The sequence below is a fragment of the Klebsiella sp. RC2 genome (genome assembly GCF_014192815.1).
GTDB lineage: Bacteria > Pseudomonadota > Gammaproteobacteria > Enterobacterales > Enterobacteriaceae > Klebsiella > Klebsiella variicola.
The window spans coordinates 933,779-945,894 of sequence record NZ_JACHYL010000001.1 but is presented as its reverse complement, the minus strand read 5'-3'; the positions used below and the strand labels follow the sequence as shown (position 1 = coordinate 945,894).

The following is a 12,116-nucleotide window of genomic DNA, read 5'->3' as shown; positions in this document are numbered from 1 at the left end:
CCCGCGATTTTTTTTGTGGCCGCCCCTCAGAGGAGAAAGAGAATGAAGATTGTGGAAGTCAAACACCCACTCGTCAAACACAAGCTGGGCCTGATGCGCGAGCACGACATCAGCACCAAACGCTTCCGTGAACTCGCCTCAGAAGTGGGCAGCTTACTGACTTATGAAGCCACCGCCGATCTGGCGACCGAGAAAGTGACCATCGAAGGCTGGAATGGCCCGGTGGAAGTTGAGCAGATCAAGGGCAAGAAAATTACCGTTGTGCCTATCCTCCGCGCAGGCCTTGGCATGATGGAAGGGGTACTGGAGCACGTCCCCAGCGCGCGTATCAGCGTGGTGGGTATCTATCGTAATGAAGAGACTCTCGAGCCGGTACCTTACTTCCAGAAGCTGGTGTCCAACATTGATGAGCGTATGGCGCTGGTGGTTGACCCGATGCTGGCCACCGGTGGGTCGATGATCGCCACTATCGATCTGCTGAAAAACGCCGGCTGCACCAGCATCAAGGTGCTGGTACTGGTGGCGGCGCCGGAAGGGATTGCCGCGCTGGAGAAAGCGCACCCGGACGTTGAGCTGTACACCGCCTCTGTCGATAAGGGACTGAATGAACACGGGTATATCATTCCCGGTCTCGGCGATGCCGGCGACAAGATCTTTGGTACGAAATAATCGAATAACGATAAATAAGCCGACTTTGAAAGTCGGCTTTTTTTTGAATAAAACACACATAACTAACCATCTCAGAGGAAAACACTATGACGCGCCGTGCTATCGGGGTGAGTGAAAGACCGCCGCTTTTACAGACTATCCCGCTTAGTTTGCAGCACCTGTTTGCTATGTTTGGCGCAACGGTGCTGGTGCCAATCCTGTTCCACATCAACCCGGCCACCGTCCTGCTGTTTAACGGTATTGGTACGCTGTTGTACCTCTTTATCTGTAAAGGCAAAATCCCGGCGTATCTGGGATCGAGTTTCGCCTTTATTTCTCCAGTACTGCTGCTGTTGCCGCTGGGCTACGAAGTGGCGCTGGGTGGTTTTATTATGTGCGGCGTGCTGTTCTGCCTCGTCTCCTTTATTGTCAAAAAAGCCGGTACCGGCTGGCTGGATGTGATGTTCCCGCCGGCGGCGATGGGCGCCATCGTGGCGGTTATCGGCCTCGAACTGGCGGGTGTGGCGGCTAATATGGCCGGGCTGCTGCCAGCCGACGGTCAAGCCCCCGACAGCAAAACCATTATTATTTCGATGGTAACGCTGGCGGTGACGGTATTTGGTTCTGTGCTGTTCCGCGGCTTCCTGGCGATTATTCCAATCCTGATTGGTGTGCTGGTGGGCTATGCGTTGTCGTTTGTGATGGGCGTGGTCGATACCACCCCGATCGCCGAGGCGCACTGGTTCGCGCTGCCGACCTTCTACACGCCGCGCTTTGAGTGGTTTGCTATCTTCACCATTCTGCCCGCCGCGCTGGTGGTGATTGCTGAGCACGTCGGGCACCTGGTGGTGACCGCCAATATCGTTAAGCGCGATCTGATCCGCGACCCGGGTCTGCATCGTTCGATGTTTGCCAACGGCCTGTCGACGATCATCTCCGGCTTCTTCGGTTCGACGCCCAACACCACCTACGGTGAAAATATCGGCGTGATGGCGATTACCCGGGTTTACAGTACCTGGGTTATTGGCGGCGCGGCGATCATTGCGATTCTGCTCTCCTGCGTCGGCAAACTGGCGGCGGCTATCCAAATCATTCCGGTACCGGTGATGGGGGGCGTTTCGCTACTGCTGTACGGGGTGATCGGCGCCTCGGGGATCCGCGTACTGATTGAATCGAAGGTGGATTACAGTAAAGCGCAGAATCTGATCCTCACCTCCGTGATCCTGATCATCGGCGTCAGCGGCGCTAAAGTACACATTGGCGCCGCCGAGCTGAAAGGGATGGCGCTGGCGACCATCGTGGGCATCGCGCTGAGCCTGATTTTCAAGCTTATCAGCGTCCTGCGTCCGGAAGAGGTGGTCCTCGACGCGGTGGATAGCGAAGAGGTTAAATAACGATCTCCTGACCGGGCGGCGATCCCGCCCGGTTCTCTCCTGACCTAAATCTATGGTAAACTCTCCGCGTTTTTCTGTAAGCCTATGTTGAGGTCCATCTGAACGCACCGGCACAGCTCTCTTTGCCACTGTATCTTCCTGACGACGAAACCTTCGCAAGTTTCTGGCCGGGTGATAATCCTTCCCTACTTGCTGCCCTCCAGAACGTACTGCGCCAGGAACACAGCGGGTACATTTATATCTGGTCACGTGAAGGGGCAGGTCGCAGCCACCTGTTACACGCCGCCTGCGCCGAGCTTTCCCAGCGCGGGGATGCGGTGGGCTACGTGCCGCTGGATAAACGGACGTGGTTTGTGCCCGAGGTACTGGAGGGGATGGAACAGCTGGCGCTGGTCTGCATTGATAATATTGAATGCGTCGCCGGGGATGAGCCCTGGGAAATGGCCATCTTTAATCTCTACAACCGGATCCTGGAATCAGGCAAAACCCGACTGCTGATCACCGGCGATCGGCCGCCGCGGCAGCTGAATCTTGGTCTGCCGGACCTCGCCTCACGGCTGGACTGGGGGCAGATCTATAAGCTGCAGCCGCTGTCGGATGAAGACAAACTGCAGGCGCTGCAGCTACGCGCCAGACTGCGCGGCTTCGAGATGCCGGAAGACGTGTGCCGCTTCCTGCTGAAGCGGCTGGATCGCGAGATGCGCTCGCTGTTTATGACCCTCGATCAGCTGGATCACGCCTCGATTACCGCCCAGCGCAAGCTGACGATCCCCTTCGTGAAAGAGATCCTTAAGCTCTAGTCCGCCAGTGGGGCCAGCTCCTGCTCCGTCAGTCCGGTCAGATGAGCGACCAGATCGCGCGCCAGGCCACTGTGTAGCATGGCGGCGGCGATACGCTGTGCCTCTTCTTTCCGGCCTTCCTGTCGCCCCTGCGCCAGTCCCCGCTCCAGTCCCTGTTGCTCGAGATATTCCGCAATCGTCATCAACGTCTCCTTATGCTGCGGCGTACGTAACGCCAGTTCGCGTATGAACTTGATCGGCTCGCGCGTATTGCCTGCCTGCACCAGATAGTGCATCAGGGCTTGTACCTGCGATTGTGTCGCCAGTCCAGTCAATAATAATTCGCTCAGCTTGTCGAGGAGCTGCGCCAGATCGCGTTGTCGAATATGTTTTTGCAGTAACTCCAGCGTTGCCATGCGCTGGTGGGTGGCAATGTCGTCATCCGGAATGACGGTAATGTCCGCCAGCGGAAACGCTTCGTGATAAAGACGGCTGGCCAGTTCCGGGGCGGCGAATTCATCGAGCCAGCGTAGAGAGTATGGGTAGGGGCTGGCCAGACCGTGGTAGAAGAGGACAGGGATCACCAGCGGTAGTTGATCGTGACCGGCATCGAGATGACGCTGCATGGCGGCGATGGCATAGCGCATCAGACGAAAGGCCATATGCCGGTCGGGCGTGCTCTGGTGTTCGATAAGCGCATAAATATAACCGTCTCCCGCCGTGGTTTTCAGGGAATACAAAATGTCGGCATAAAAGGGGCGCAGATCGTCTTCGACAAAATGCCCCGACTCGAGATGCAGCGTACGCAGATCGCATACTTTAAGCAGCGTTTCGGGCAGATACAGTTGCAGGAAATCGCGGGCGGTATCGGGATGGGAGAGGTAGGTTTTAAACACCGCGTCATGGGGCGTGGAGGTCGGTTTTTTCATGTTCATCCGTCCAGTGGATTGAGCGATAGATGAACAGTAGCATCGTCCGGCGGGCGGGAGGGATTGGCGTGGAAGATCTGGAATCGGCCACGTAAAAAAAAGCGCCGCGAAAGCGCGGCGCAGGTGGGTTAGCTTACGATCTCAAGGACCTGCTCCGGCGGGCGGCCAATACGCGCCTGGCCGCGGCTGACGACGATAGGGCGTTCAATGAGCTTAGGATTGTCGACCATCGCCTGAATCAGCGCCGCGTCGCTAAGCGCCTGGTCGGCAAGATTGAGCGATTTGTACAGATCCTCCTTCTGGCGCATGAGCTCGCGGGGGCTCTCCATACCCAGCAGCTGCAGCAGCTCACGCAGCGTATCGGCATCCGGCGGTGTGTCGAGATAAAGCACCACCTGTGGATCGATGCCGCGGCTCTGCAGCAGGCTCAGCGTTTCGCGGCTCTTCGAGCAGCGTGGGTTATGGTAAATTGTTACCGCGTCGGTCATGGGGTCTCCTTACATTTTTTGATAGGGGCGGAAGCGGGCCTGCAGATCGCGTAGCTGGTCGATACGGGCATCGTAACGCGCCTGCTGCAGGCTACCAAGTTTCACCTGCGAGCTGGCGCTGCTGAGCAGGGAAATCGCCTGTTCCAGCTGACCGACCAGCGCCATGCTTTCTGCCCGCGCCGCCAGCTCCTGGTCGCGATTGCCCAGCGCACCTTCCGCCTGGGCCAGCAGATCCCAGCCGTTGCCATCCTCTTTATTGGTAAAGGTATACCGGTTCAGAATGGTCGCCGCTTCCCCGGGCTGTCCGCCCTGCAGCAAGGCGTTGGCCAGGTTCAGCTGCAGTACCGGATTGGTGCGCAGCTCGCGGGCGTTTTTAAGGCGATTGATGGCGTCGCTGGTTTTCTTCTGCCCGAGGTCGATATCCGTGGCCAGGTCGAGATACCAGGCATTTTGCGGGTCGGCGCTGAGCAGCGGCTGCAGCGTTTTGCGTGCCTGGTCAAAGTTGTTGCTTTCCATCGCCAGCAGAGCGCGACCATACTGGGCGGCATGCTGTTGGCGAATATTGCCCTTATCCCAGGCGTTCAGCAGATCGGTGCCCAGCTTGTTGTCGCCGTTGGTGTACATCCCGAGGGTACGCGCCTTCGCCAGATAGAAGTCCGCTGAGGACTGTACCACCACCGGGCGCATCTGGTTGGCGCGGTTACGGGCATCGGCCAGTCGGCTTTCCGGCAGGGGGTGGGTGAGCAGCATTTCCGGCGGTCGCGTCGAGTAGCGCGACTCGTCAAGCAGTTTACCCATAAACATCGGCATAGCCTGTGGGTCGAATCCCGAGCGTTGCAGAACCTGAATGCCAATCCGGTCGGCCTCTTCTTCGTTCTGGCGGGTGAAGCTGATCATGCCCTGTTGGGTACCGGCCAGCGTCCCGGTCAGCGCCGCCATCCCGGCCTGCGGGCTGGCCATCGCCAGCAGAATCGAACCCAGGGCACCGACCCAGGTCAGCGGCGCATTGCGCTTCTGATCTTCCATCGCGCGGGCGAGATGCCGCTGCGTAACGTGGGAGATTTCGTGCGCCATGACAGAGGCCAGTTCGCTCTCATTATCAGAGTAGCGGAACAGGGCGGAGTGGAGGACCACGTTGCCGCCAAAGAAGGCGAAGGCGTTGATTTGGTCGTTATTAATCAAATAGAAATGGAACGGGGTGCGCACTGAGTTGGCGTGTGCCACCAGACGCATGCCCAGCCCGTTGATATATTGTACCAGCAGGGGATCGTTAATCAGCGGCGCACTGCCGCGCAGCTGGCGCACATAGTAATCCCCCATCTGCATTTCCTGACCAATCGACAGCGTGCTTCCTGCAGAGGTCCCCATGTCCGGCAGCGTATCTGCGGAGTCAGCAAAAGCAGGGCCTATCGAACCCAGCGTCAGCGAGGCGATGACGGTCGCCACCAGCGTTTTCTTCAACTGCCTGAACATAACCTCTGTCCTGTAATGTGGGTGTGCCAGTTTGACCGATTGTGCGACGCAATGTTCCCTGGCCGCATCCCAGCGAGTTTAGCTGGCGTTGGCCGCCTTGAAAATATGATCTTCACGGCGGAGAACGGTTTGTCTGCGGCGCATCAAAAAGCGAAGTCTTTTTTGTGACATTTCGATACAATTCCCCGGATTGTCGCCGCTTGGCCCTTCAGGGAAGGTTTTATGCTTGAGATGTTAATGCAGTGGTACCGCCGTCGATTCAGCGACCCTGAGGCGATAGCGCTGCTGGTTATTTTGCTTGCCGGTTTCGGCATCATGTTCTTTTTCAGCGGTCTGTTAGCGCCGTTACTGGTGGCTATCGTACTGGCCTATCTGCTGGAGTGGCCGACGGTTCGTCTGGAACGGATTGGCCTGTCGCGCACCTGGGCCACCTCGCTGGTGCTGATCCTCTTTGTGGGCATCCTGCTATTGCTGGCCTTTGTGGTGATGCCGGTGGCCTGGCAGCAGGGGATCTATCTCATCCGCGATATGCCGGGTATGCTCAACAAACTCTCTGATTTTGCCGCTACGCTGCCGCGGCGCTATCCGGCGTTAATGGATGCCGGCATCATCGATGCGATGGCGGAAAATATGCGCAATCGGATGTTGACGGTGGGCGACTCGGTAGTGAAGTACTCTCTGGCCTCGCTGGTGGGGCTGCTTACCCTGGCGGTCTATTTGGTGCTGGTGCCGCTGATGGTTTTCTTCCTGTTGAAGGATAAAGAGCAGATGCTCAACGCGGTGCGCCGCGTACTGCCGCGTAATCGTGGCCTTGCCGGGCAGGTCTGGAAGGAGATGAATCAGCAGATCACCAACTACATTCGCGGCAAGGTGCTGGAGATGATTGTCGTCAGCGTCGCCACCTGGATCGGCTTTATTCTCTTTGGCCTCAACTACTCGCTGCTGCTGGCGGTGCTGGTGGGCTTCTCGGTGCTGATCCCCTATATCGGCGCGTTTGTGGTGACCATTCCGGTGGTGGGGGTGGCGCTGTTTCAGTTTGGCGCTGGCACCGAGTTCTGGAGCCTGTTCGCGGTCTATCTGATTATTCAGGGGCTGGACGGCAACCTGTTGGTCCCAGTGCTGTTCTCGGAAGCGGTCAATTTACACCCGCTGGTGATTATCCTGTCGGTGGTGATCTTTGGCGGGCTGTGGGGGTTCTGGGGCGTCTTCTTCGCCATTCCGCTGGCCACGCTGATTAAAGCGGTAGTGCATGCCTGGCCGGATGGCCTGGTGGTTGACGACGACTGACGTGTTCGGGATAAAAAAGACGCCGGGTGAGGATCTCCTCCCCCGGCGTCTTGCTTTGCATCAGGCGTTTTCTTTCAGCCAGTTCAGCACCACGTCGTGGTGATTGCTGGTCTTGAAGTCATCAAAGACGTGTTCGATTTTGCCATCGGCATCGACGAGGAAACTAATACGGTGAATACCGTCGTAGGTTTTCCCCATGAAGGATTTTTCGCCCCAGACGCCAAACTGCTCGCAAACCTGATGGTTTTCATCAGACAGCAGCGTGAAGTTCAGCAGCTCTTTCTCGGCGAAACGGGAGAGCTTTTCCGGTTTATCGGTGCTGATGCCCAGCACTTCTACACCGGCTTTCTTCAGGTCGTCCATATTATCGCGCAAGCCGCACGCCTGGACGGTGCAGCCCGGGGTCATGGCTTTCGGGTAAAAATAAACCAGGACACGTTGTCCCTGGAAGTCGGTTAAATTTACTTCCTCGCCGTCCTGGTCCGGTAAGCTAAATTTCGGTGCGATATCACCGGCTTTCAGTGGGGTCATGGGTTAAACTCCATCCTGTTCATCATGCTGTGAATAATTAACGATGTTAATACTGCCTTGTGCGTTCAGTTCTGTACATAGGGCTTTGAACGCTTGTTCGATATTTGCTGCATTTTGCGTCGCAGGACTGTGGGCAGTTATCTGGATAAAAAGCTGCGCGGAATCGCCGTCTCCCGGCTGAGTGCGGGACACCAGTTCCGCAATATTCATATTCCAGGTATCGCACAGGGCAGTGAAGCGCTCGATGATATGCGGTGAGTCCGGCACCTCAACCTGGACCCAAACGGTGTTTGGCATGGCCTGCGGCGGGCGCGCAGTGGTGCGTTTCATCACGATCAACAATTCCAGCTCCGCACCTTTCAGCGGCAGGGTTGATTCGATCAGGTTAATCGCATTCCACGACCCGGAAAGCAGCATGATAAACGTAAACTCATCACCGAGCATGGCCAGCCGGCTGTCTTCGATATTACAACCGCAGCTGCTGACGTGGCGAGTGATCGTATTCACGATGCCGGGACGGTCAGCCCCCAGGGCGGTAATAACCAGATAGTGTTGTAATGAGGCTGTCAAACCTGTTCTTCCTTTAAAAAGGTGAGGTAACATTAGGAAAGCATAAAAAAAACCGCCATACAACATCCCTGATGGCGTCGGGTCTCTTGCTTTTATTGCAGCTCCAAACGTAACATTGAGAATCTTGTCGCACTTCTGCTCTGAGGATGGCCCATGTTCACGGGAAGTATTGTAGCGCTTGTCACGCCGATGGATGAAAACGGTAATGTCTGCCGGACAAGCCTGAAAAAACTGATTGATTACCATGTCGCCAACGGAACCTCGGCGATCGTTTCGGTAGGGACTACCGGTGAATCCGCAACGCTGAGCCATGAAGAGCATGGCGACGTAGTGATGATGACGCTGGAACTGGCCGACGGGCGTATTCCAGTTATCGCTGGCACGGGAGCCAATGCAACCGCAGAGGCGATTAGCCTGACCAAACGTTTTAACGACAGCGGTGTTGTCGGCTGCCTGACGGTCACTCCTTATTATAACCGCCCGACCCAGGAAGGCCTGTTCCAGCACTTTAAAGCTATCGCTGAACATACTGACCTGCCGCAAATTCTGTATAATGTGCCGTCCCGTACCGGTTGCGATATGCTGCCGGAAACCGTTGGCCGTCTGGCGGAAATTAAAAATATTGTCGGTATTAAGGAAGCTACAGGGAACTTAAGTCGCGTTCACCAGATCAAAGAGCTGGTTTCAGACGACTTTATTCTGCTGAGCGGTGACGATGCGACCGGTATGGACTTCATGCAGCTCGGCGGCGTGGGCGTGATTTCCGTCACCGCCAACGTGGCGGCGCGCGAAATGGCCGACATGTGCCGTCTGGCGCTGGCGGGTCAATTTGCCGAAGCGCGTGCGATTAATCAGCGTCTGATGCCACTGCATACAAAATTATTTGTCGAACCCAATCCTATCCCGGTGAAATGGGGATGCAAGGCGTTGGGTCTTGTGGCGACCGATACGCTGCGCTTGCCGATGACGCCCATCACCGACCATGGTCGTGAAGCCGTCACCGCCGCGCTGAAGCATGCCGGTTTGCTGTAAAGTTTAGGGAGATTTGATGGCTTACTCAGTACAGAAGTCGCGCCTGGCGAAGGTTGCGGGTGTTTCGCTGGTTCTACTCCTCGCGGCCTGTAGTTCCGATTCGCGCTATAAGCGTCAGGTGAGCGGTGATGAGGCCTATTTACAGGCGTCACCGTTGAGCGAACTTCACGCGCCGGCGGGGATGATCCTGCCGATTCAGGTGGGCGATTACAACATTCCGGTGGCCAACAGCACCGGCGCGGTGGGCAAAGCGCTGGACATTCGCCCGCCGGCGCAGCCGCTGGCGTTGGTCAGCGGTGCGCGGACCCAGTTTAATGGCGATACCGCGACGCTGATGGTTGAGAACGGCCGCAGCGGCTCGCTGTGGGCGCAGGTCACCAGTATCCTTCAGTCGAAGAACTACGTTATCGCGAAACGCGATGATGCGAGCCAGACGCTGAACACCGACTGGGTTGAGTGGAACCGCCTTGATGAAGATCAGCAGTATCGCGGTCGTTATCAAATCTCCGTCAAACCGCAGGGCTATCAGCAAGCGGTGGTCGTTAAGCTGGTGAATCTGGAGCAGGCGGGTAAACCGGTTGCCGATCCGGCGTCACTGCAGCGCTACAGCACCGCCATGCTGAACGTCATTTCTGAAGGCCTTGATGCGAGCGCCACCAGCGCCCAGAACGCGGCCCAGCGCAGTGCTGGCGCCACCTTCGACGTGCAGAGCGCTGCCGATGACACCGGCCTGCCGATGCTTGTCGTTCGCGCGCCGTTTAACATGGTGTGGCAACGTCTGCCGGGCGCCCTCGAAAAAGTGGGAATGAAAGTGACCGACAGCACGCGCTCTCAGGGCAGCATGGCGCTGACCTACAAGCCGCTGTCTGACAGCAGCTGGCAGGAGCTGGGCGCACGTGACCCGCAGCTGGCCTCCGGTGACTACAAACTGCAGGTCGGTGACCTCGATAACCGCAGTAGCCTGCAGTTCATCGACCCGAAAGGTCACACTCTGACGCAGTCGCAAAATGACGCCCTGGTAGCCGTATTCCAGGCCGCATTTAACAAGTAATCAAAAGGGCTGGAGCAATCCGGCCCTTTTTCATGTATAGTGACGCAAACGTGTGCGTAGCCGCATAACCCTGTAAATCGCCGCGTTAAGGCCGCTCCAGTCGCCTGACTGCAGTTCGCCTCGCAAGCGTTTAGCCTCTGCTCTGAGGCTCGATGTAGGATGTTATGTAAGACCGACACGTCATTTTTTGGCTCAATATCACTGGAGTAGTGAAAGATGAAAAAGCAAGCTGAGTTGTATCGTGGTAAGGCGAAGACAGTATACAGCACCGATAATCCGGACCTGCTGGTACTGGAATTCCGTAACGATACGTCAGCAGGTGATGGCGCGCGCATCGAGCAGTTCGATCGTAAAGGCATGGTGAATAACAAGTTCAACCATTTCATTATGAGCAAACTGGCAGAAGCGGGCATCCCTACCCAGATGGAAGCGCTGCTTTCCGATACCGAATGTCTGGTGAAAAAACTGGATATGGTGCCGGTAGAGTGCGTGGTGCGTAACCGTGCGGCAGGCTCGCTGGTAAAACGTTTAGGCATTGAAGAAGGTATCGAGCTGAACCCGCCGCTGTTCGACCTGTTCCTGAAAAACGATGCTATGCACGATCCGATGGTCAACGACTCCTACTGCGAAACCTTCGGCTGGGTGAGCAAAGAGAATCTGGCGCGGATGCGCGAGCTGACCTACAAAGCCAACGACGTGCTGAAAAAGCTGTTCGATGACGCCGGTCTGATTCTGGTGGACTTTAAGCTGGAGTTTGGTCTGTTCAAAGGCGAAGTGGTGCTGGGCGACGAGTTTTCGCCGGACGGCAGCCGTCTGTGGGATAAAAACACCCTCGATAAAATGGACAAAGACCGCTTCCGCCAGAGCCTTGGCGGCCTGATCGAAGCCTACGAAGAAGTGGCTCACCGCCTGGGCGTTAAGCTCGACTAACCCGCCCGCCGCCAGAAGATGGCCTCATCTTCTGGCGTCTCTTGCTGTTTCCTGTGGTAATCCTGCGCTGAACCGCCTACGATCTCTGCTATTGATACATAACAGGGAATGAGGTGCTTATGCGCTGGCAAGGGCGTCGCGAAAGCGACAATGTTGAAGATCGACGTGGTCAATCAGGCTCGCCGTTTGGCGGCAGCGGGGGCGGCGGTTTCCGTCTGCCGAGCGGGAAGGGCGGCATTGTACTGCTGATTATTGTGCTGGTGGCGGGCTACTACGGCGTGGATTTGACCGGCATGCTGACCGGGGAGCCGATGCCGCAGCAGCAGACCTCCACGCAGCGCTCCATCAGTCCGAAAGACGATGAAGCGGCGAAGTTTACTTCCGTCATTCTGGCCACCACCGAAGATACCTGGGGACCGATCTTTGAAAAGATGGGCCGCCAGTACCCCCAGCCAAAACTGGTGCTCTACCGCGGCGCGACCCGTACCGGCTGCGGCACCGGTCAGTCGGTGATGGGGCCGTTCTACTGTCCTGCCGACAGCACGGTCTATATCGACCTGTCCTTCTACGATGAGATGAAAAATAAACTGGGCGCCGACGGCGACTTTGCTCAGGGGTACGTCATTGCTCATGAGGTGGGCCACCACGTGCAAAAACTGCTGGGCATTGAGCCGAAAGTTCGCCAGCAACAGCAGCATGCCACCGAGGCCGAAGCCAACCGTCTGTCGGTGAAGATGGAGCTGCAGGCGGACTGCTTCGCCGGCGTCTGGGGCCATAATATGCAGCAGCAGGATATTCTGGAAACCGGCGATCTGCAGGAGGCGCTGAACGCTGCCGAAGCCATCGGCGACGACCGTCTGCAGCAGCAGAGCCAGGGGCGCGTGGTACCGGACAGCTTTACCCACGGCACGTCAAAACAGCGCTACACCTGGTTCAAACGCGGTTTCGACAGCGGCGATCCGGCGCAGTGCAATACCTTCGGCAGCGCGCTGTAATCGCCACCG

General features: G+C 57.1%; 14 protein-coding genes. 9 read left to right on the top strand and 5 right to left on the bottom strand.

Annotated features, from left to right (window positions below):
• Positions 1-42 precede the first annotated feature (42 nt).
• From upp to FHW76_RS04440, 3 genes are all read left to right on the top strand, one after another.
• Entirely contained in the window at positions 43-669 is a 627-nt protein-coding gene (gene upp, locus FHW76_RS04450; protein ID WP_004201927.1) for a uracil phosphoribosyltransferase, read from the top strand.
• Positions 670-755: 86 nt separating this feature from the next.
• A complete protein-coding gene (gene uraA, locus FHW76_RS04445; RefSeq protein ID WP_008803828.1) occupies positions 756-2,042 on the top strand; it encodes a uracil permease in 1,287 nt (428 codons plus the stop codon).
• A gap of 98 nt (positions 2,043-2,140) precedes the next feature.
• The gene (locus FHW76_RS04440; RefSeq protein ID WP_020947395.1) at positions 2,141-2,842 is read left to right on the top strand and encodes a DnaA inactivator Hda; all 702 of its coding nucleotides are present in this window, start codon (positions 2,141-2,143) and stop codon (positions 2,840-2,842) included.
• On the opposite strand, the gene FHW76_RS04435 is transcribed toward FHW76_RS04440, so the two are convergent.
• From FHW76_RS04435 to bepA, 3 genes are all read right to left on the bottom strand, one after another.
• Positions 2,839-3,750 carry an Rpn family recombination-promoting nuclease/putative transposase gene (locus FHW76_RS04435; RefSeq protein ID WP_012967455.1) on the bottom strand — a complete coding sequence of 304 codons (912 nt, stop codon included), beginning with the start codon at positions 3,748-3,750 and terminating at the stop codon, positions 2,839-2,841. The genes FHW76_RS04440 and FHW76_RS04435 overlap by 4 nt on opposite strands.
• Before the next feature lie 128 nt (positions 3,751-3,878).
• Positions 3,879-4,238, bottom strand: coding sequence for an arsenate reductase (glutaredoxin) (arsC, locus tag FHW76_RS04430; RefSeq protein ID WP_008803830.1), 360 nt, complete (start codon positions 4,236-4,238; stop codon positions 3,879-3,881).
• 9 nt (positions 4,239-4,247) lie between these two features.
• Entirely contained in the window at positions 4,248-5,711 is a 1,464-nt protein-coding gene (bepA, locus tag FHW76_RS04425) for a beta-barrel assembly-enhancing protease (protein ID WP_008803831.1), read from the bottom strand.
• Between the two features lie 51 nt (positions 5,712-5,762).
• Here bepA and FHW76_RS04420 point away from each other — a divergent pair, with 51 nt between their 5' ends.
• Positions 5,763-5,879, top strand: a complete 117-nt coding sequence (locus tag FHW76_RS04420) for a hypothetical protein (protein ID WP_012540910.1) — start codon at positions 5,763-5,765, stop codon at positions 5,877-5,879.
• A 54-nt stretch (positions 5,880-5,933) separates the two neighbouring features.
• Positions 5,934-6,998, top strand: coding sequence for an AI-2E family transporter (locus FHW76_RS04415; RefSeq protein ID WP_012540911.1), 1,065 nt, complete (start codon positions 5,934-5,936; stop codon positions 6,996-6,998).
• 60 nt (positions 6,999-7,058) lie between these two features.
• Here FHW76_RS04415 and bcp read toward each other — a convergent pair whose 3' ends face one another.
• Both bcp and FHW76_RS04405 read right to left on the bottom strand, forming a co-directional pair.
• The gene (bcp, locus tag FHW76_RS04410; protein WP_008803833.1) at positions 7,059-7,529 is read right to left on the bottom strand and encodes a thioredoxin-dependent thiol peroxidase; all 471 of its coding nucleotides are present in this window, start codon (positions 7,527-7,529) and stop codon (positions 7,059-7,061) included.
• A 3-nt stretch (positions 7,530-7,532) separates the two neighbouring features.
• On the bottom strand, positions 7,533-8,099 hold the full coding sequence (locus FHW76_RS04405) for a glycine cleavage system transcriptional repressor (protein ID WP_002913804.1): 567 nt from the start codon (positions 8,097-8,099) through the stop codon (positions 7,533-7,535).
• Between the two features lie 153 nt (positions 8,100-8,252).
• Here FHW76_RS04405 and dapA point away from each other — a divergent pair, with 153 nt between their 5' ends.
• The 4 genes from dapA (at position 8,253) to FHW76_RS04385 (ending at position 12,107) form a co-directional block, all read left to right on the top strand.
• On the top strand, positions 8,253-9,131 hold the full coding sequence (gene dapA, locus FHW76_RS04400) for a 4-hydroxy-tetrahydrodipicolinate synthase (RefSeq protein ID WP_002913803.1): 879 nt from the start codon (positions 8,253-8,255) through the stop codon (positions 9,129-9,131).
• Between the two features lie 16 nt (positions 9,132-9,147).
• The gene (gene bamC / locus FHW76_RS04395; RefSeq protein ID WP_008803834.1) at positions 9,148-10,182 is read left to right on the top strand and encodes an outer membrane protein assembly factor BamC; all 1,035 of its coding nucleotides are present in this window, start codon (positions 9,148-9,150) and stop codon (positions 10,180-10,182) included.
• A gap of 216 nt (positions 10,183-10,398) precedes the next feature.
• Positions 10,399-11,112, top strand: coding sequence for a phosphoribosylaminoimidazolesuccinocarboxamide synthase (gene purC / locus FHW76_RS04390; RefSeq protein WP_002913801.1), 714 nt, complete (start codon positions 10,399-10,401; stop codon positions 11,110-11,112).
• Between the two features lie 119 nt (positions 11,113-11,231).
• Complete coding sequence (locus FHW76_RS04385) at positions 11,232-12,107, top strand: neutral zinc metallopeptidase (protein ID WP_012540912.1); 876 nt, start codon at positions 11,232-11,234, stop codon at positions 12,105-12,107.
• The last annotated feature ends 9 nt before the right edge of the window (positions 12,108-12,116 follow it).